At 31.4% G+C, this 21,620-nt stretch carries 16 protein-coding genes and 2 pseudogenes; all 18 read right to left on the reverse strand.

What is annotated here, in order from left to right; translation table 11 throughout:
• Positions 1-716: 716 nt before the first annotated feature.
• Positions 717-1,292, reverse strand: a complete 576-nt coding sequence (locus BMY18_RS13340; RefSeq protein ID WP_092454843.1) for a hypothetical protein — start codon at positions 1,290-1,292, stop codon at positions 717-719.
• Positions 1,258-2,556 carry a hypothetical protein gene (locus tag BMY18_RS13345; protein ID WP_092454845.1) on the reverse strand — a complete coding sequence of 433 codons (1,299 nt, stop codon included), beginning with the start codon at positions 2,554-2,556 and terminating at the stop codon, positions 1,258-1,260. Before BMY18_RS13345 ends, BMY18_RS13340 begins: the two co-directional genes overlap by 35 nt.
• Positions 2,557-2,774: 218 nt before the next feature.
• Positions 2,775-3,983: a hypothetical protein gene (locus BMY18_RS13350; RefSeq protein ID WP_092454847.1), complete on the reverse strand. Its 1,209-nt coding sequence runs from the start codon at positions 3,981-3,983 to the stop codon at positions 2,775-2,777.
• Positions 3,984-4,202: 219 nt separating this feature from the next.
• On the reverse strand, positions 4,203-4,655 hold the full coding sequence (locus BMY18_RS13355; protein WP_139197284.1) for a hypothetical protein: 453 nt from the start codon (positions 4,653-4,655) through the stop codon (positions 4,203-4,205).
• Between the two features lie 201 nt (positions 4,656-4,856).
• Positions 4,857-5,069 (reverse strand): RhuM family protein, encoded by a 213-nt coding sequence (rhuM, locus tag BMY18_RS13360; protein WP_242941037.1) that lies wholly within the window; start codon positions 5,067-5,069, stop codon positions 4,857-4,859.
• 94 nt (positions 5,070-5,163) lie between these two features.
• On the reverse strand, positions 5,164-5,355 hold the full coding sequence (locus tag BMY18_RS13365) for a hypothetical protein (RefSeq protein WP_092454853.1): 192 nt from the start codon (positions 5,353-5,355) through the stop codon (positions 5,164-5,166).
• A 2-nt stretch (positions 5,356-5,357) separates the two neighbouring features.
• On the reverse strand, positions 5,358-6,365 hold the full coding sequence (locus BMY18_RS13370; RefSeq protein WP_092454855.1) for a hypothetical protein: 1,008 nt from the start codon (positions 6,363-6,365) through the stop codon (positions 5,358-5,360).
• Between the two features lie 111 nt (positions 6,366-6,476).
• Positions 6,477-6,650: a MerR family transcriptional regulator gene (locus tag BMY18_RS13375; RefSeq protein ID WP_092454857.1), complete on the reverse strand. Its 174-nt coding sequence runs from the start codon at positions 6,648-6,650 to the stop codon at positions 6,477-6,479.
• A 180-nt stretch (positions 6,651-6,830) separates the two neighbouring features.
• Positions 6,831-7,433: an ADP-ribosyltransferase gene (locus BMY18_RS13380; RefSeq protein ID WP_092454859.1), complete on the reverse strand. Its 603-nt coding sequence runs from the start codon at positions 7,431-7,433 to the stop codon at positions 6,831-6,833.
• A 77-nt stretch (positions 7,434-7,510) separates the two neighbouring features.
• Positions 7,511-7,951, reverse strand: coding sequence for a hypothetical protein (locus BMY18_RS13385; RefSeq protein ID WP_092454862.1), 441 nt, complete (start codon positions 7,949-7,951; stop codon positions 7,511-7,513).
• Positions 7,952-8,303: 352 nt separating this feature from the next.
• Positions 8,304-9,986, reverse strand: a complete 1,683-nt coding sequence (locus BMY18_RS13390; protein ID WP_092454863.1) for a hypothetical protein — start codon at positions 9,984-9,986, stop codon at positions 8,304-8,306.
• 131 nt (positions 9,987-10,117) lie between these two features.
• Positions 10,118-10,999, reverse strand: coding sequence for a hypothetical protein (locus BMY18_RS13395; protein ID WP_092454865.1), 882 nt, complete (start codon positions 10,997-10,999; stop codon positions 10,118-10,120).
• A 104-nt stretch (positions 11,000-11,103) separates the two neighbouring features.
• Positions 11,104-11,274, reverse strand: a complete 171-nt coding sequence (locus BMY18_RS13400) for a MerR family transcriptional regulator (RefSeq protein ID WP_092454867.1) — start codon at positions 11,272-11,274, stop codon at positions 11,104-11,106.
• Between the two features lie 160 nt (positions 11,275-11,434).
• Positions 11,435-13,129 (reverse strand): hypothetical protein, encoded by a 1,695-nt coding sequence (locus BMY18_RS13405; RefSeq protein WP_092454869.1) that lies wholly within the window; start codon positions 13,127-13,129, stop codon positions 11,435-11,437.
• Positions 13,130-13,574: 445 nt separating this feature from the next.
• A pseudogene (locus BMY18_RS13415) lies at positions 13,575-15,779 on the reverse strand (AAA family ATPase).
• A gap of 934 nt (positions 15,780-16,713) precedes the next feature.
• Positions 16,714-17,196, reverse strand: a complete 483-nt coding sequence (locus BMY18_RS13420; protein ID WP_170841407.1) for a DUF5104 domain-containing protein — start codon at positions 17,194-17,196, stop codon at positions 16,714-16,716.
• Complete coding sequence (locus tag BMY18_RS13425) at positions 17,193-20,483, reverse strand: cellulose binding domain-containing protein (RefSeq protein ID WP_092454876.1); 3,291 nt, start codon at positions 20,481-20,483, stop codon at positions 17,193-17,195. Before BMY18_RS13425 ends, BMY18_RS13420 begins: the two co-directional genes overlap by 4 nt.
• 928 nt (positions 20,484-21,411) lie before the next feature.
• Positions 21,412-21,492, reverse strand: a pseudogene (gene rhuM / locus BMY18_RS21800) (RhuM family protein); the annotation flags it as partial.
• Positions 21,493-21,620: the final 128 nt, after the last annotated feature.

A 21,620-nucleotide genomic window follows, 5' to 3' on the forward strand; every position in this document is an offset into this window, starting at 1 on the left:
TTTCTACCTTTATGTGGGTTCGCTTATGCCATTTGCCACCCTGTGCATTTGCAAGAATTTGTTGATTACAAAAAAGTAGAATATTTTACTTTCAATATGTATTTGGGTTGAAAATTTGCTGATTGCCAAATCTTTTGGTCTGAAAATGCAAAAAAAAGCTTGCCAGATACTTCTGACAAACTTCTTAATATTTTTTGTATTCAATTTTTTATTCAATTCATTATAATTCTCTCAAATAACGCTTGTACTGCATAAACACTGACTTGCAGCAATCCTGCGAAATCTAACGGGTGATCCGTTCAAATGCTTGGACCTTTCTAAAACACATTTTTGTTAGGTTAAGCTGACTTTGATAATCGGTCAAGCAGTTGGGTGGATGAAAGCCAGTAAAATCAATAGTTTGCAGACTCGACACGAAATATCGGACGGATGGTCCGTTTTGATTGTAATGATAAGAAAACAGATAACAGGATACGCATAAAGTTGCAGGCAAATTTCAGGCTGGTTGACTGCACTCCTATGTCGTGCGCTTTAATGTATAAACTACATTTCACTTCGTTCAATGCATAGCAGATATTCACTGGATGTATTACCCTTAATACCCAATTTTAATTTTCACCTCACAACCTCTGGTTAACTTGACCAGAAGTTAAGCAACAAAAAATGACAGTTATAAACCGAGTGAATACGGTATATAACTGCCCTAATGTTGTGTTTTAATTACTCTTTTTACCAAGTCCACTAATACAACATGCATCTATATCATTTTCTGTAATATCGCCCACTTGTCTAAAACAAATTTCTGATTTTTCAATTTCATACTCAAATAGTGGTTCTAATCCTTCTTTACTCATATAGACTGGTATAATCTTATAACTCAAATATCTTTCATACTCGCTTCTAAATGTCTCCATATTTCGATTAGTTTTTGCTGTCTCAATACGTCGATATCTACTGACAATAGCGAATAATGTTTCATCTATTGGCAAATTTAATTTTTTGCATTTTGATAATAAATTTTCTTGATTTGTCGTAATATGTACTGTATATCCATGTTCTTCTCCCTGAATATCCCCTTGCAAAATTGATATCCGAATTTCCTCATACATATCTCTGCATCCGAAATCTTCATTCCATTGTTTAAATATTTTTATTGCTGCTTCTCGATTTTCAAACAATAGTCCTAAATAAGGTGCTGACTGTCCATCTGACAATACTGCAGTTCCCCTCCAAGTAGCTTCATTCCATAAATCTACATCAATTACTGCTGTTACACACATGACCTTTTTCATCTATCGTTTCATCCTCTCCTATGTTATTATGTATACACAAAGATTCATTAAATTTTTTGTACATTTCAAATAGCTTCTCAATTAACCTATTTGAAATAGTTATATAGTTTCTTTCTGTTTCAGATAAATCAAGTCTCGTACAACATGATGATAACATTTCTTCTCTCGATTCATCTGGGTATAGATGTGCAGATACTAGTCTTAAATCATATAATACAAACAAAGGTGCAATTTCTGTATTTATATCAATTTTATCTGTATTTTTTTCTAACCAATATTGTAATAATTTAATTCCCTTTTTCCCCTTAATCTCTTCTTTCACTTCTGGATACTTTTGCTTTAGATACTTTATGATTTCTTTGTTATTTATAGCCTCTACAAACAATTCATTTAATGGAATCATAAGATCTTTAAATGCTTCATTTGTATTTATCAGCAATTTACAGATGTTTTTAGCTACACGAAGTGTCTCTGTGTCAAGTTGTACAATTGAAATGCTAAAATTATTACGAACTTTTTCATTAAATTCTAAGCGTTCTTTCAACAATTTTTTTTCGGCTGATGCTTCAGCCCACTTTACTTCTATCTGAGCTTCATAGAATTCTGATCCAATTGAATGATCCGATGGTATATTTTCTGATCTTAAATAAAATTGCTCATTTATATCTAATTCAATAATATCCCCTAACCACATCAATACCTTATTATTTTCATTAATACCAAAAGAAATATAATGCTCATCACCTTTGTAGATATATCCAAACGTATCTGCGCCAATATCAAGCCCAAAACTTGGATGATGTAGATATTTTAGTAACACTTCAATATTAAAAAAGACTGGTGTAAGGAATCCTATTTTCCACGGTCTCGTTAAGCCGGGAATAAAATAGTAATCATCCTTATCATAGATGAACTTCACCTTTTCAGCTATATATTTATCATTACAAACTTCCATCTTAATTTTATTGAAATCATACCATACACTAACTTCATCTTGTTGATAATCATCCTCATATTCATCTTTCTCAACAATCTCCACACTTTTATCAACATTTTTTTCTAATTCATCCTCCCCTAAAATCTTCATAAACCCAGTGATTATATCTTTTGTCATGTAAGGTATATACTTTATTTCACATCTACTACACATCAGTAATGGTGTATTTGCAATTCCTACCTTCTTTTTCTTTTTCAATGTCATTACTTTATCATCATGAATCAATCGGAGTTTTCCATCACACTTTTTGCAATCCAAACCAGACATTTCTATTTCCTCTCTCAATATATATTTTGAAATATTACCTATTTCATATTCATTAAAATAATTTCTTGTATTTGTATCTAATATAATTTAAAAATCCCCCTTCTTTTGCAAAATTAAATTATATTCCCTAATCTAAACATTTTAAAGAAGTACTGTATATACAAAAAAGCAACGACTATTGAATTTTCAATTGTTGAGCAATCTTTTTGTTAATCATTTCATTCTTTTAATAACTTAAATGCCTCTTTAATTGGAACTAGATTTATTTCTCCTATTTCTAGTTTTTCTCTTTTTCCGATTTCCATATGTTTTGCAATATATTCTATATTATTCAACAATTGACCTTCGAATACATACTCCTCTTCATTCATCTCTTGATCTACTTTCATAAATGCTAGGACTTCATTTTGTGACATTTTACTTCTCTCTTTTGACGTAGCTTTTAAATTAGTTTCATTGTCCTCACAGAAAATATATGTATTCATAAAGAATACTTCTTTCGCATCTCCTTTTAATACCTTTTTTGCTGTTTCATTGATTTTTCTATATATTGTTGTTTTTATATCCGCATGAAAAACATCTAACTCAAATGTTTCATCTTGGTATACGGTCATAAGAACAGGCATTAGTTCTGTTGATTGCATCACAACATGCATCATGACAAAATTTTCAAAAACAGTATTTCCAGATTTATATATTGGCGAGTTCATAAATCCTTTAAGAGATTGTCGATTCATCCCAGAAAAAACAATAGCCATACGTCCCGCCCTTTCAAACTCTTCATTACTTAAATAATATACATAGTCATTTATAAGAAAGAAGTCTCTTGGAATCAAAGCAAATCCAGCTTTATTAATTTCTTCACGCAATTTATCACATAATGGACAGTTTTCATTAATTGTCTTATACATATAATCCATAAATATTTGCAAAGTATTAATTCCTGACATTAACATATCCCACAGGTCATCATCACTTTCTTTTTCCTTAAAAAAATAATTAGCTGAAAAGAATGTCTCATTATCTTTAAAAGAATGGAAAAATTCTTTTAATCTATTTTCAAGTGTTATTAGTGGTACGTCATTTTCAACAGTAAATGTCTCTGATGAAATATTGCGTCCTCCATACGGGAAATATATTGTAATTTGAATTGTTTTTGTAAACTCAAACGGATGTTGATGTATTGTTTTTACACGTTGTTCATTAAAAAACTTATCCCAAATTCCTTCGGATTTTTGTTTATATATCTCTTCATATGGTGTTTTTGACAAAGATTTTTGCATTACTAAAGTAGTACTTCGATATTCCGAAAAAAAATTATCCATACTGGCAATATTATCAAAAAAATCATTTTCCTTTTTAAATCTCATTAAACTACATATTGCAGCATAGAACTTCTGGTATGCTGGATACATTAAACCTGGCACACTGACTACCTCCACTCATAAACTTAACATTATCTCTGGCTTCCATGATGCCCTCATATGATTTTCAATTTTATTCACTTCTTTTCACTTCAAATATAATAATAGGTGTACACTACATTTTCATATTATAGTAATCCCAGTAGATAAACACATTCAATCTTAGGTCCTTGTAAATTGTTTCAGTAGATAAAGTAATCTTTCCACTTCATACTACAATGATCAGATTACTTTTTTTAGTTTCATAATGTACGCGGTATATTTTCTAAAATACTCACTTCCGCTATTACATGTTTCCTCCAAATCCGAATATTCGATTGTTGTTTTAGCCAAATCATGGATTACCCCATTTCTTTTTTCTCTCCATAATTGAATGTTATCTACCAATCCTGAATCAATAAATTCCACTTTTAACCAATCTGTCAGCTCATCAATAGACATTTTTGTCGGAGTAAGCGTAAGTTGCCTATCAATAATATTCTTTTTAAAATACTCTAAACATTGATACAACTTATCTTTGTTTCTATAACTTATTCCCAATTTATCTAACAAAGAATACGTTCTTTCTTCCATTAATGCATATGTAATTGCCATTGCTTCTATGTAATACCCATTATTTTTAGACTCATCTAATCTCGAAACCAAGAACTCAAATCTTTTTCCCTTTTCGTCCAACCTTGCTATTCTCTTGTATTTTCCTTTCATATATGTTATCATTAAATTGCATATAAGTTGGGTTCGATGCCTGCTTATATGCAAGAGAGAAGGTTTTCTTCTCTCTTGCATATAAATTTTATATTTTTGAATGAAAACCATTCTTATTAAACAAACTTTTCCTTTTCATCTTTCCTAGAATTAGTTTACATCACCAAGACATTATTCTTTTACCTGTACTATGGCAAATCCTTTGCTCATATATTCTTTCAATACTCCTGTATCCCCAATTCGAAAATTCGTTGCTCTCTTGGAATTAACACAATATCCGATAGAAATAATCGCAACTAAATTATAAAACTGTGCCTCTTTTGTTTGTGTCTTGTTAGCAACAGCCCCATGCTGAGTGGTTACTTCTATTTTGGAAACAACCACTTTTTCATCTAATTTTCCCTCTTCAAAAATAATTCCAGATATTTGCTTATATGATAATTGGGGATTCTCGTTTATTTTCTATATGCTTGATAATTTATGCTTTATCTCCCCCACCAAACCTTTCTTTAACAATTATAAGAGCTCCAAAAGAAACAACTGCTAATACTCCTTTACCTACTTTTTTTACAAATCCAGCCCTTTCGCCTCTGCAGTTTTCGCATTCATTATACTTATACCCCTTTGGCAATGGTCTATTACATTTTTTACAAACTTTTTCTTCTTCCATTTCTAAAACTCCTCCATAAGTTTATTTTCTCCAAAGCATGGTAATGCTTGAATTTTCTTACTGATATCTGGAAGTGCATTACTCCAGTATTTCTTAGGAGACAGATCAAGCATATCCAATCTTTCCACAAGCCCATTTCTTTCGAGATAGGTTTTATTAATATAATCACCATAATACTGCAAACTAATCCTTGCCGCTTCCATTTCGCCCATTTCCTGATATGCCACAGCCTCAGTAATAGAAACCATATTGACAACACATAAACTCTCTCGTATCTCATTCATACGTTGATTTATTTTTTCCTGCTTAGATCCACTTATAAGCTTTCCAAAAAAATCTTCTGGTTCATCATTTATAAAACCAATATTTGCGTTTTGACTAAGCATCAATAAATTTCTACTATTCTCCGCATCAGACGTCAGATTCAGTAGAGCCATTGTACGAATTTTTTTATCATTAATTGCCATTGCTTGTATGAACTTCTGTTGACAGCTATACGCCATAGCAAGTCTGTCATTTTCTTGTCCCTGACGAACTTCCTCTACTGCTAATTGAACATATTGGATTTCTTCTACTATCTGTGCCATCTGCATCTGAGTAGCATAATTTGTCATAGCCTTATTCAAATCAGGAGTCAACTTTACACTTTTTAAATTTACGGTCGATACAATTTTCTTTGTCTTAGGATCCACTAAATTTGCCAACAAAGATCCATCCTTTTTTGTCATTAGCTTAAGTGCTCCTGATGCTAGCTTTTCTTTCTGCTCCTTGGATAAGACAGCTTGTAGCGTTTCTTCTGGTATAGCGGCTCTGATTGTGTCAATAAAAGCTGGGGCAGAATATAAAGCTTTTTCTATTTTCTTAAGCCCTGCCTTTGCACCTTTAATAAGTGGTTTTGCAATATCCGGAACATTTGAATAATAATCATTTATATCAATGCTATATTCAGACTTATCTACTATTTCTATATCTTCGGGTCTAATATCTAATGTGGCATCATTTTGTGGCATAAACCATTCTCCTCTTTTCTTTAAGTTTTTTGTTGATTACTTATAATAATTCAGTCAAATAACAGTTCCAGTTGTTTCTTATTTCACCCAGTAATTTCGAAATAAAAACCACTACTTTTTTCCCCTTTTTCTTGGATCAGCTGGTTTCTGTGCTTTCTCTGGTATTAGCCACATTAAGCCTTTCTTTTCAGCGCCTTCAACTCTTCCTTCATTGCACAAAAGTGTAACTCTTCTGGATGATATCCCCCATATTTTAGCTATTTCTGACGATGTTAAGTATTCCATAAGCACCTCCATAAATATATGGTTAATTTGTTTTTTAATTATATTCCTACATCGGAATAGTTTCAATAAAGAAATCCCCCAGTTGGCAACATCAAGTCATCCCATCCATCATGGTAATCTTGACATTCCCGCCTTGGCTTGTTCGTTATCAATGGACCTTCAGGATAAGTCCCCTGAGAATCACTGGTCTATCAGTTCACATTCATAAACATAAGAATAGCGCATGCTAATATGTTTTTTAATCAACCGAAGAGAGGAATTAGGTGGTAATAAAATCTCATGTTCGTTCAAAACACTATTATCATAATTTATATATACCGCTTTTGTTCCTTTAGGCAAAAAAATTTTCAAAACGCAATCATATCTATGTTCCTTTGCAAACTTTCTAAGTAAATCAGGCACTAATGTAGTACTTAAAAATCCTTTATCGATAAATGTATTCTCTGATTTGAAGTTTGCTGAGGTCATTATTTCTTCCATCCATTTTTTTCGAGTATACCGATATACGATTATATTTTCAGGTAGTTCATGTTTATGAATTTCATCCACTAAAGTATCTATACCCTTTAAGTATTCTTCTATTTCGTTAGGACTGAAGCTGATGAGTCCTTTTAAATATCGGTTATATAAGAGGCTTAAATTACCAGAATAGTAATATAACAAATCAGTGGACTCACTTTTTTTGTCGTTCAGTGTATGTAGCCACTGTTTAAAGTTTACATCGGCCCATTGTTTAGCTTCGTTATCAGAATTAAATTCATGATACATTCTCTTGTCACTCAAATCACTACCTCCAAAGTGTAATGTTATAAAATAGTTTCCAGTTATAAAATGAATAATTATTTCCACAATTCAATTTTCTAAGGAGCATCTATACAATTAATTTTAAGTCCTGTTCTACTCTTTAAATTATCTATTGTATATTCGTATAACAACTTACTAATCTTATTTGCCCTTTCTGCATTGTCATCTTGTATAACTACATCTATTGACTTAGTATGTGTACTTATAGTTATTCTTTTATATAAAGTATCACTTGAAATACCATATTCAAGTTCTGCAAGTACCTTTTGTAGAATATCTCTATCTTTAATTACATCAATGCATACAGCTTTAAATTCTTCTGTCATTTCGCCAGTTGATTTTATTTGATATTTTTCAGGTAAATCCATAACATATAAAGTAAATTGATTTGAATATGCTAATTGAGATTCTTTTTGTTCTTTTTGCACCCCACATCCATTTATCACTAAAGCAATAAATAGTATTAACAACAATTCTACTATATGTTTTTTTCTCATATTTTTATTCTCCCTACAATTTTTATACAATTGCACTTTTAAAGATATTTCTTGCACAAAAATCCTTTCTTATTCCACCGACAACATCATACATAAATTCTAAAGTCTCTGAAACTAACTGTAGTGTCCTCGGTATCCCCATTTTTCTTCTCTCATGACCTGTACTGCTTTTATAGAATTAAATAAGCTCTACCTCTCCAGTGACTTGTCTACGGAATACATCCACTTGATGGCAAATTCCATGACACGACGACAGTTAATCTCACTGGATTCCATATCAATCTTAAGAAACTTCTCAGCATCTATTGCTGCATCAGAAAAACTATTTAATTTTGGTTCTTATTTCAAAAAATCAAAGTTGGTCACTAGCTGTGCCACCTTTCAAATGCTCTAGTAAATAATATCCAAACACAGTATTTAAAATATCAGTAAAGATCCACATAATTTGTGCAACAAATCCTATAGAAAAGTGTTTTTCAATGTTTCCAGTTAAATGAGCTAACGAATTACGGATATTCTGCCCAATCTGTTTTTCTCCTACTGTTCCCATGAAAAACATAATATTTCTTATATGATCTACACCAAAAATTTTTATCATATAACAATTTGATTCTGATAATAATTGTCCTAATGTTGCTCTATCTGTTGAAAAATACTGTTTCCCTCTTGCCTCATATTCATAAGTGTCACGCATAATCTTCTCCATAAAGCCACACATAAACATCGACGCACTATAGCACAAAGGAGCTTGCACTTCTTTTCCGGCTGATGAATTCGCTTTTATCGTAGAAATCATGTTAAGCATCAACTCATAATCATATACTAGAGAGTTTGTTGCCAATTCCATTTTTTCTTCGATAAAATGAATGGCACTTCCCATCATATCGAAATAGTCTTGGAGCATTTCGTCTCGTGCCAAAATTCCCATCATCGTTCCAGTTCCTACGCTTGCTATGATATTCAGATTTTGCTGATGACTATGCGTAAAATAAGAATCTGAAACTATATTTGAAGAACACAAATCCATAAGAGATACCTTTGCTTCTTTGTGAGTATCTAGCCTACTTCGCACAGTATAATCTTCGCCAAGCACTATAGAATCATGCGTTAATGATAATAGTTTTACCTCCCACTGATTCTGATCATTCCATTTATTCAGTATTTCCTCTACCGGTATCTCATAAGAAAACACCTGTCCTTTTCTTTGTAAATAATCATCAAGCTTTCCCGAAGTATTCTTGTTGATAATTGCAAACTCAGGAGCTCTTCTGTGCTTTATTCTCTCAAGAAAGTCATTAAACAATCGTATCTTGTGTTCTTCTTGCATAATAGACTCATCGTCAAGTTTCTCAGATAATGTAATCATTTCTCCGTATAGGACATTAATGCGATTCTTAACTATTTCGCCTAAAGACGAGCCTTTTTTACTATTTATATGCGCATACACATTCAAAACTTCGTCAAATCTATATGACATAACTTCACTGTAGCTTCCACTTGGTATGGTTTTTTCAAACAACCAAGTTTTCGCTTCAAATACCTTTTCAAAATCCGAATACTTGTCAATTAACAAATATCCATAATTCTCAGCAAGAAAGTCAAATACTTCATCTGATATTCCACCTGAATATTTAGCAACAAATTCAAGTGTAATATGTTTCGCATCAATATCTGATTCTTCCCCAAATATTGTTTGAAAATCTGCATTTATGTACTTGATAATATCGCCTACAGATATAGCTTTAAAATAACCTTCTGAAATTGAAATCAGATTCTGGATTTTTTCTTTGGCAGTTTCATCAACAAGCGCTGGCAACAATTCCTTCATAGCACATATTTTCTTTGAAAAAAGATAAAAAGGAAATTCATTATAGTCCATTTGTACAGGAGTTGAATGGTTAACAAATATTCCTTCGAATAATCCGTATTGCTCAATAATACTTTTAACTTCCCATCCAGTCGCAAGATCATTTAAGCCATAATACTCTAACGAAAAGGTTATATTATTTTCATCCAGTAACTCCAATACATTCATTCTTTTATTTTCTTCCCTTCTTCATTCCTTGCGAGATTTGTTTTAGTTTTATTAGTTTATGGTTATATATGAATTCCCCTTTTTCAATTGATACGACAAATCACAATTATCCATATTAACAACAACTTTCACTATCTTATATATTTCAGCAGCATATCGGACTTCTTTAGGAGAGAATCAGTATACGGAACATATAGAAAAACCTTATTATTACCCCCATCCAACATATGATAATAAACATCTGAACTACAACCATACAAGCTGTAATGCATCTTTGAAAGATAAGTATAAAGATCGATTTCTAATAAACCACTAAAATTCTCACTGGCCATATGAACAAAAAAGTCTATTTTTTTATACTTTTTTTCATACTCTGAATAGCATTCAAAAACTCCATTTATTTTTCTAGCCCTAACCATATCATATGTATCATTCACATCCGCTATCGCTTTACATGAATCCGACTTTCCACTCCCAGTTACTAAACAAACTTTTCCCTTAATAGTAAATAAGTCCGCATATAACATGTATTTGCAGTCATCTTTATATACTCCACTATTCAACCAGACTTTAGTTTTTTTACGAATTTCATTTTTTATATTTTCCCATCTCTCGGGAATGTTTTCAGGTAACTCATTCGCTTTAATATCTTCAACAAATACATATGATTTTTTTTTCATCCATGACACGAATACATTATAGGAAGTCTTATCATCTAATTGTAAATTCAGCACAGTAGCAATTGTAAAATAATCTCGTGGTGACGGCATATTATAAATATTCATTGGAATTGAATTCATAAGTTTATGGCGAATGTCAGTAACATTATAGTAAAAATTATTAATAGAATATACAATGCCATACTTTATGTAATAAAAATCATACATACATTGTATGCCTTTTTTATTCATTAACAACGTTTTTGACTTACTACTTACTAATTGTTTTGCACTAATGTTGGCTATTCCTCTATTTACTCTATTGTTTAGTAATTGTTGAACAAATTTAATCAAACAAACATCCTCCTAAATTAATAAATCACAATTTATCCTATTTTTTATATTCAATAGCAGCAAGTTGCTAACAAATCTAATACTTCTGTATTTCTTTGTAGGTATTATTCTCCCCTTTTTCTTGGATCAGATGGTTTCTGTGCCTTCTCTGGTATCAACCACATTACCCCTTTCTTTTCAGCTCCTTCAACTCTTCCTTCGTTGCACAAAAGTGTAACTCTTCTGGATGATATCCCCCATATTTTAGCTATTTCTGACGATGTTAAATATTCCATAAGCACCTCCATTAAATATGGTTTAATTTGTTCCTTTTATTATATTCCTATGTCGGAATAGTTTCAACAAAGAAATAACAACCCCAGCCGTCAACATCAAGTCATCCACTCCATCATGGTTATCTTGACATTCCCGCCTGGCTTATACTTTTTGTGTGTTCTAAAGAAGTTGCAGTTTTTCATAATTTCTCTTAATCCAATAAATCACTTGCGGCATACTATCTCTAGTAAGGCTTAACTTCCATTCTTCCTTCAGACCTTCTATATCTATCTTTTCTAAACTTTCCAGTCCAAATTCTTCAACTTTAATAAATTCTAGATATTCGTAATGTTCTATACCATTATCTGTATATTCAACATGATCCTGTTTAAAATCATAAATGGCTTTTTGTTCAACGCCATCCGCATAGATAAATACAAAACCAATTCCAAAATGGCGACACTCTCGTATATTTGTACACAACACATCAAAAGAATTTTTCTGTACAATTTCCAATCCCGAATAGTTCAAATCGATATTGCAGCTACCTAGAATTAAATTATATAACAAAATTGCATTTTTCCTTGTCTTTTCAACAACGTCCCAACTTTCCAAATTATGTTTATGAAAAAATTCATTTCTACACTCAATTCTGAAACAATGCATCATATTTACTATTTCTTTTCCAGATTCTTTTACTAGCAAAGCATCATTATTTATGATAAAGAAATTGGCGAGGCTCGCAAGTGTATCATCCATATAGCCTTTTTCCACATTAAAGTCTGTAAAATCTACACATCTATATTTCTCAAATCTATATATTTCAACATTATATTTTTTAGCTTCTTTCCATTTGTTTTTTGCTAGTGATACCTTGTATCCAGGTTTATTTATAAATGACATAACCATTGTATAAAGTAATTGCTCTATCGATTTAAGATATCCACTTATTATTGATGTATAGTCATAATTTCTTGTTCCTTTTAACGAATTATACAACCACTCAGATGTTCTAAAACTCTTGGCAAAGTCTGCATCACCAAGCATGGCTTTAAATAATTCATTTGAAATATATCTATCGTCTAAAATCCCTTGATCAGAAGCCTCGATTTCTGCATGCTGTAAATAAAGGTATTGTGTAATCCGTTCATTTGTAGCGTCTAAAATCTGATATCGTCGCTTACTCCCTTTTATCTTTTTGAGCATTTCTTCATCATCTGCTCTAAATGATGATAAATTTGCCGGTGACAAGTTCAATACAGATGTATAACCAAGAACATCCTTAGCTTCTTTCAAATATGTAGCCACTTCCTGGTTCAATATATGAAACTCTTCATCCGAAAAATAGTTATCAAATAATTGTTTTACGTTATAAAAAGTCACAGGTATACTGTCAGCTATAAACTGATTATTAAAATCCCTATATGGATTCTCTTCAGTACAAGTCTCAAATAAAACAATTTTTATTTCATCTAGCTTAAACTGATTAATCCACTGCTTTATGCTTTCATCATAAAACTCATCTGAAAATCTAATTGCCACAACTTTTTCATGATCTTTAATTGTAAATCTATACGGAGTTTTCTTTGCACAAAAATCAAATCCTACATATCTACGTTTAGATTTATATTTTTGGGGATTCATCCCGTGTTCATAAAACAATTCTTCTAAAATTTGCGCATACATTTCCTTTGCGCTACTTTCTGCATGCTCTATCATACTCTTTGATTCATAGAATTTTTGATTGCCCATTTGTAACATTTGTATATTTTTGTGTGAAGAAAATTTCTGACTTCTTTCTTTGTCTCGTTTAATCCATTCAATAGATTCTTTCATCTTTTTATTATACATTGCCGTTATTCTTTCCATGCTCATCTTTTATCATCTTCTCCATTTCCTGCATTATATACGTTCAATGCACTTTGATGAAATTCTATCCTTTTCTGTCTAAGTAAGTCTGGTTTAAGTACTTCTGCAGTTCAACAATCAAAACGTCTGAAATATAAAAATAACAAACCCATCCGGTAACATCAAGTCATCCACTCCATCATGGTAATCTTGACATTCACGTCTGGCTTTGTTCGTTCGTAATCAAGGGAACTTAAGTATAAGTTCCCTAACGTACCATATTCATTTTTAAATCCCACACATTCCCAAATTTAAATTTTTATGTAATTTTTCTTTGCCCAATATAGTCAGATAATTCTTTTTGCTTTATGTTCTGATTTACTTAAAAATAGTAAATTAACTTTGACCAATGAATCAAAAATGACTTTTACAATTTTCACTGTAACTTCTAGGTAAGTAATCAAATGTTCTTTTATCGTTCTTCAGTCATAGAAACAAGAGAATATTCTGGCCAATAACTATTAAAATGTTCTATTGCATCATTTTCCTGAAAACATTGATAAAAAATATTTACTATTTCTATTTTTGATTTACCACATAAATCGGATTCTAAATCATCTATAGAATGTGAATTAACATTAAATAACTTCATTGCTCCTGTTACCTTTTCGCAGAATATATTATGATCCATAGTATTAAATTTAGTATATGTCTCAACAATTCTACGCATAGGATTTAATAACATTTCTTCTGAAGCTGACTCATTATCATATAAGAATATCAATTCTTTCCAAAGAGCTTGATAGCTTGTATTAAAATCTTCTTTAGACGATGCTATTTCATTAATTACTGTTTTTTCTCCAATTGAAACTAATCTGAAAAAAGAAGCTTTATTATAGCATCTGTTAAATGGGTATTTCACATTAAGGTAAAAATGATTATTATGTGTTAGAATAATCATCTTGTTTTCATTCTTAATATTTTTCATATACTTTTGCAATTCCTCAATTATTAAATATTGCATATTGTCATCATTTGAATTCATAGGATCATCAAATACTATTAATTTAGGGATAACAACTTCATTTTCTTGAATTTCCCCTAATTTTTCTAAAAAATATTAAAAAGCAATTATATTCTTTTCTCCAGTTGATAACTGAGTAATATCTCTAGTTTCATTTGTTTTTATATTTTTAACCTGATAATATCCTTTTTCTTTTTCATCTTCACAATGTTTTAATTCAAATGAAACCATATGACGTAATTTTTTGTTGATATTATCTGCCAATATAATTTCATTTTTTGTTTTGCTTTGCAACTCAGCTATTTTGCTTCGACAAGTTGAAATTTGAAAATCTAATCCACCTTCCCCTATAATTTTAAATTTTTCGTCCTCAAGATCTTTCTCATCCTTTTTTCTCTGATTTTCTAAAACTTCTAATTCAGCAAGTTTTGCAGTATATTCATATTCAACTAGTATAGATTTCACCACATCTAATCGAAGTTTATTTCTTGCTTGTTCTTGTTTTTCTGCCAATTTGTTTTCATTATTTTTTTCTTTAATATCTGAATAGCTTTTTATATTTGAATTAAAATCTTCTGGAAGCTGAATATTGAGTTCTTCACTTGCTTCAAACAAATTTGCCTTTTTGTCTCCTAACGCTTTTTCAAATTGTTTTAATATAGCATTATATTCTCTCTTTTTTTCCTCAACTTGATTTTTTATTAATAAAACCTCATCAAGATATTCGGGATAAAACTCATTTTCTACTATTTCGACTTGACTAATTAACAGGTAGTAATTATTTATCTCATCAATTTTTTTCTGTATTTTCCCCATAAATTCTTTTACTTCATCTGTCGAAAAATAACTTTCAAGTTCTTTAAAAACAGAATCCTGTATTGTTGAACCACAGAAAGAACAAATATCTCCTTTTTTGTGTAAATTTAGGCCTTGAGATGCAAATAATCTTTTCTCAGGATCATTTACTAATCTATTAATTCTTATTTTTTCTTCGACAGATTCGATTAGAAGCCCATTAGTTTCAACTAACAAACCTTTTAAATCACAATTTGGGAATTTCACCTCTTTAGCTTCTTTAGGCTCTGATTTTAGTAATTGTATATATATTTTTTTATCTTTATCCTGGATATATTCTGCCTTGGTAATATCCTCTTCAAAATTTCTTAAATTGAAATTTGTTGAAGATATTTGCGGATTCTTCTTTTTCTTTATTTCTGCTGCAGATTTTTTATAGAAATCAGATATATCTTTGCTCTTCGCATCACACTTATTTTTTGATTGGTAATATCTTGTCCAATAATTATTCGTCTTCTCATCCTCTGGCTTCGATAGACATTTTTGAATCTTTATTTTCTCTGACGATAAAGATTCTATTTTCTTATTTAATTCATCAATTTGCTTTTTTATTGTACTATTTTCTTCACCTAAGACAACCGCATTAAGTCTCTTGCTCTCATCAATAACATTTTCAAAACCTTGAAAAATTCTTACATCAAAATCGGTTCCTTGTCCCTTAATAGCCCTGGTTAATGTGGATTTCCCCGCTCCATTTTTCCCAAATACAAATGTAACATTTTTACTTATTTCAAGTTCATTGTTTTGAAACAATTTCTCATTTGTTAAATCTAACTTCATATTCTCCCCCATTTTCATATCGATTTAGTTTTTAAAATACCATTATATTATATTCCATAAAGCGAATATTTTCAATTTCAAGTGAAAACAAATGACAATTATCGAATGACCAATATTTACAGAACTATAACAATAATTTACATAAACCTTCTCATCTACATTAACAAATCGTCTCCCCCACACAGTTTCCCCCTCTTCCCACCCCTTTTTTACACCATTTTACACCAATTCCTACACCAAATTCGCGAATTTTGACGCAATCAGATGCCAACTGATAAAAACACCAAATGCCGTAGAGCCCAGTATTTATGGGCTCTACGGCACTTGATAACGTAAGACAAAAATCACAATCTTCTTCCAAGACGACAGTATCATAAATCTAGACGTGATATCATAAACATAGACGCGATATCATAAAGCTAGACAAGCTCTGATAAAAAGAAAAAGGTCCCACAAGCACCTAAAAGTAGGCACTTATGAGACCTGATAACATAAGATAACAGTAACTCTGCTTTAACACGAATTCATTAACAATTTCTACTTCATTCATCTTCACCATAGTTAATCCTGAAGTAATCTGGCGTAAGTATCTCCATAGGTATCGATATAATTCCTGTACTTATCATAATCAATATAATATTTTTCACCCCAGGATGAAACACATAGCATAGTTTTAACTAACAATCTCCTAATACCTTCTTCTTCAAAGTTTGAAACATTTCTTCACGACCAGTAAAATCAATTGTTCAAATCATCTGCACACTTAAGCTTCTAAAAATGCACTTTCCAGTATTAGCTCATGTATTAAAATTAGCTGGTCTTTGCCTGTACAATTGAATCTAATCCAAGCAATTGACTCACACAAGCAACTCAAGGATTAAAAACTTTTTAATATACTATCAAGAGACAGTCTTTTTTACAAAAACCTCTTATCACCGTTCGCAATTTTTTATCAATCAACATACTCTCCAATAGTGAATTCTTTTCCATCTTCTGATTCAATATATATTCGTGAGATACCTACTTTTTTTTCATCAGCAGTGCAAACTTGATACCCTTCAATTACTACTACTTCATATTTATTATCAGAATCTGTTACTATATCATCTATACTAACCGAGAAAGTAACTTCCGTTGTCTTTCCATTTTCTACGCCCTTTCCACTAGAATTAGGAAATTTAATTTTATCAATGTTAGTTGTTTTTCCCTTATAAAATTCCATTCCTTTTTTTATTTCGTATTCTAGGCCATTGGTTTCTATAGAATACTGGCAAAACATGCTCTTTAATCCCGCCGCATCATCCTCATCCAAGCACTTTAGAACTTTCTTACATATATCCTCAGCCTTTTGATCATAATTTACATATAACTCACAGGAAGTCGTAAAAATCACAATCATTACCATCAAAAGTGACAATATGATTTTCCTCTTCATATTTTGCTGCTCCAATTTATCCATACTGTATGACCATCCTCATCAAATATCATATATTTTTTTAATTCACTTTTATTTGTTACTTTCTTCTTCAATTCCTCAAACATTTCTTCACGACCAGTGAAATCAATTGTTCCTACCATAACCATATCCAAAGCTTTGGGTTCATCAAATTCTGGATTGAATCCAGTAATCCACCATTGCTCTTCATTTGGTGCCCATGAAAAAACATTATCAATATCGGCTTTTCCATAATAGTTATATAAACTTAGTGTCATAGGTAATGTAAAATCAACTACATTCCACTGTTTAAAATTTATTATAGGAATAGTATATGGATCTGTATAAATGCCAATTTCAGCTCCACTTCCCAGATTAAGATAATCACCTCTCCATGCCCAAATCATATAATCTTTTCCACCAGATGTGAACTGAAACTTTTGCTGCTTCATATTATCAGAAGTTCCTACCCTAAAGATTTCATCATAAACATCATTATATCCACCTATTTTTTGCCAATTATCTGCATTCGAATGTAGTGACTGTTTCATATTATCATATCTAAACTGTAATACGTATGACCCGCCCCCTGTTGATGCTGAAGGCCACTTACCTAATTTCCAGTCTAACCAATCTATATCATACCAATCACCATAATCACTTGCAACATTTTTATTATACGCCTGATTATACTGTTCCTGCCAAATTCCCGCTGGACCATTTATTCTTAATGGTTCCGGATCCTTAGGAACAACCTTCTTACCACTTACATACCTTGCGCGACCATCATATAATCCATCATCATCTGAATCTTGTTTTGTTGGGTTGCTCTTCATAACAAGGTACTGAGCAATTATTGGCTGCGGATATCCATGCCCAGTAAGTTTTAAGATTTTTGTAACTATATTGTTTAGAGGATCATCTTCTGGATTTTTTTTCACACCCATCTCTTCTGAGTCTGATATTCCATCTCCATCTGTATCATACTTAAGTGGATTAGTTTTTATATAGGTACCATTTGAAATAATCATTCCACCCGTCTCATATACATCGTACAACCCATCTCCATCTGTATCTGTAGTATCTACATTTCCTACTGTATCACCTTGAACACCAAATATTGCTTTCCTAATTTCGTCTGACGATGCTGCAAAATAAAACTTTCCACCTGTAACATTTGCTATATACTCTAATGCACTTTGCCCATATGTTGAACCAATCAAAACAGTATATATTTTTATTCCCATTTCTTTAGCTCTTTGTAATGTTGCCGCTGTATAGTAAACATCACCATCACATAATAGAATGATTATTTTAGAATTTTCCACACCAAGTACAACATTGGGATCCGTTTTCTCAAATTCATTAAGTGCAGCAACTAATCCAGACTCAACATTTGTTCCGCCATCTGCATAGATAGAACTCAGATTATTCTTTAAATTAATCTTATCCCAAGTGAATTGAGTATATACAGTTGCAATAGAATTAAATCCGACAATTGTTCCCCTATCATTTGAAAGCATAGCATCTATAAAATTGCCAATTGCTTCTTTTGCTGTTGAAATACTTGAACCTTGCATACTACCTGAGCGATCAATCACATAACCGATATCAAAATACTCTAGTGTTTCTGATGATGGCTTTCGATTATAGCTTAATGCTTGACTCCATACTTTATACCATTCCTTACTATCAACTACTAGATATGTAGAAAAATGCGTTGTTCTATAACTTACTGTGTTTTCTTCTGTATTCAGAACACTTTCTTCATCCATTATAACATATTGATTATTTTCTACATCATACCACATTACCCTTAGATCATTTTCATTTACATCACCTAAAAGTGTATCATTATAATGGAATGTTATTGTAGCCTCATCAAAGTTTGATTGACTATTAATTTCAATTGGAACACCTACTAAACCCACTACCCCACTTGATAATGTATCTTCACCAAATGTATTTTCTACAGAAGTTGTTTTATTAATATCACCTGTACATGCCATTGAAATAGTTACATTTATAATTTGCTTTTTATCTTCTGAAGCTACATCATGTGATAATTGTTGCTGTATCTTTTCTTGTCCATCAAGAATGTCATCACCATTGGTATCAATATTTAATGGGTCTAATCCTAATTTTATTTCTGAGCCATCGTCTATTCCGTCACCGTCTGTATCCGCTACTAATGGATTTGTAAAATACACATAGATTTCATCGTAGTCTGACAAATTATCCTCATCAGTATCATACTTTAAATTACTTGTCCCAAAACCAAATTCTTCAAGTATGGTGAGTTTATCTCCATCTAAATCTTCGTCACCATCAAAAACACCATCATTATCCGTATCTTTTTTTAAAGGATCCAAACTGTAATATTGCTCTAAGTTATCATCAATCCCATCTTTATCTGTGTCACTATCATATGGATTTGTACCAATCGATAATTCAATTTGGTTAGTAAGATTATCTTTGTCAAAATCACCTTGCAATTCATTAGCATCTGTTATTACTTCCGTAATGATAACGTTTTCAATGGCTGCTTCAGCATTGCCTGGACTACCACCAAATCCAAGTCTAACACTTTCACCAGATTTTATATTTGAGTTATAACCCGCATTTTTAATTGTACAATGTCTATCTTGCACATCCACAATATTTGCAGTCCAAAACCTATCAATATTATTTAAGAAATCAAATTGTAAATTCCAGTCTTCAATTGTGTTCTGACTATTATTTGTAATTATAATTTCACCATTGTAACCAGTTCCCCAATCATTTGTAACATTATATGTAACTGTATAATCAGCATTATCAACTACAGCTTCTTTTGTTACCATATAATAAGAATTTGGTATCATCACTTCTGATACGGCCTCTGATTTTGCAGTAAATCCAAAACTTACGCTTTGACCGACTCCAATATCTTGATTGTATCCTGCATTTTTTATTACGTAGATTCCATTTTCATTTGAATATACTTGTCCATTCCAGATATTTGTAATTTCATTATCCAGCTTAAATCCAATTGCCCAATTGTCTATTACTTTATCACTAGTATTTTTCACTGTCACATCGGCGTTAAATGCTCCTGCCCATTGTGATGTGATTTTAAAGTCCACTTCAAAATCTGTGCCTTTAAAAGTTGTTTCTTTGTTCTCTGTTCCCGATGAATTTGCTTTTATGGCTGTAATATTTACATTTGAAACAATCATTACAACCAATAAAATTACTGCAATTACCCTTTTCATTTCCAATCTGACTTTCCTCTTAATAAGCTTCATACTTCCCCCTAAAATATAATATTTAAGGATTATTCACAGCAAAAAAGGCCGCAAAATAATACTCTGCGACCAAAATATCTTAGTTTGATATAAAATCAGTATCCCCTTAGCTGCTTATCTCCCTCTAGATATATAGCCTTATAGCATTGTATTACTTAAATTCACTGTGATTACTTCCCTTAAAATTGAACATAACATTTTATTATTTTAATGTCAATGACAATAGTTCGACATTAGACAACCACAATTCGACATTGATACAACCATTAATTTACTTTCGAAAATTAATGGTTGTATCAATGCAAAGCAGCCTTTTATTACTAATTTAACCAATATTATTATTAGAAGTATTTCCATCTATATGAATACTAATATTGCCACTCCTCTGATCAATTCCAATAATGACTTATATCTTTCCTCCTTCATCATTTTCTTATTTTTACACTTTACACCATTTTTTACACCATTTGCATGAAGATACATAAAGCCAGACAATCACTGATAAAAAGAAAGAAGTCCCACAAGCCCCTAAAATAGGAGCCTATGAGACCTGATAACGTAAGACAACAGCAACTACGCTCTAACAAGACGTGAGTGCTAATTATTTTATTTTTATGAGAGTGCTAATTATTTTATTTTATATGTGAGAGTGCTAATATTTTTATTTTATTTTCTATGAAGCCGCATGTTTACTGGGTTTGCAGATTCGTAAATTATTATAAAATGCCGTTTTAGGGTGTTTTACACCATTTTGCACGTTAGCTATGAGCCATGCATGGATAAATATGCATTGGCTGTTGTAAGCTTGCTCAATTATGTTCGTCCCAATTATTTATCTATCATATACAACCTCAGCTGCAGTCATTCCATAATTACTATAATGCAATTTGTTTTGCACTGCCTGTAAGAAACGTCGTGTTGCGTTTGCCTAAGGATCATAATCTGATACTGTATCATAAATATCCGTAATTTTCTGGTAAAATTTACGTTCTGACAATCTGATTTCGCGTACTTTCTCTAATTGCTATTGCTCCTTTTTCGCTGCAAATCACATTTTTAAAATCACTTAACACCATTATAATAAATAGCATTATTAGGTTCTTTTCGAATTATATTCAGAGTTTTATTTGCCTAAAA

Source organism: [Clostridium] fimetarium (assembly GCF_900111235.1).
Taxonomy (GTDB): Bacteria; Bacillota; Clostridia; order Lachnospirales; family Lachnospiraceae; genus Clostridium_N; species Clostridium_N fimetarium.

Coding starts and splice junctions, on each gene's coding strand:
- BMY18_RS13345 (WP_092454845.1), bottom strand. CDS start 2,556: ATGTCTGGTTTGGATTGCAAAAAGTGTGATGGAAAACTCCGATTGATT.
- BMY18_RS13425 (WP_092454876.1), bottom strand. CDS start 20,483: ATGAAGCTTATTAAGAGGAAAGTCAGATTGGAAATGAAAAGGGTAATT.
- BMY18_RS13375 (WP_092454857.1), bottom strand. CDS start 6,650: ATGGAATACTTAACATCGTCAGAAATAGCTAAAATATGGGGGATATCA.
- BMY18_RS13370 (WP_092454855.1), bottom strand. CDS start 6,365: ATGCCACAAAATGATGCCACATTAGATATTAGACCCGAAGATATAGAA.
- BMY18_RS13390 (WP_092454863.1), bottom strand. CDS start 9,986: ATGAATGTATTGGAGTTACTGGATGAAAATAATATAACCTTTTCGTTA.
- BMY18_RS13405 (WP_092454869.1), bottom strand. CDS start 13,129: ATGAGCATGGAAAGAATAACGGCAATGTATAATAAAAAGATGAAAGAA.
- BMY18_RS13420 (WP_170841407.1), bottom strand. CDS start 17,196: ATGAAGAGGAAAATCATATTGTCACTTTTGATGGTAATGATTGTGATT.
- BMY18_RS13385 (WP_092454862.1), bottom strand. CDS start 7,951: ATGAGAAAAAAACATATAGTAGAATTGTTGTTAATACTATTTATTGCT.
- BMY18_RS13340 (WP_092454843.1), bottom strand. CDS start 1,292: ATGAAAAAGGTCATGTGTGTAACAGCAGTAATTGATGTAGATTTATGG.
- BMY18_RS13400 (WP_092454867.1), bottom strand. CDS start 11,274: ATGGAATATTTAACATCGTCAGAAATAGCTAAAATATGGGGGATATCA.
- BMY18_RS13365 (WP_092454853.1), bottom strand. CDS start 5,355: ATGGAAGAAGAAAAAGTTTGTAAAAAATGTAATAGACCATTGCCAAAG.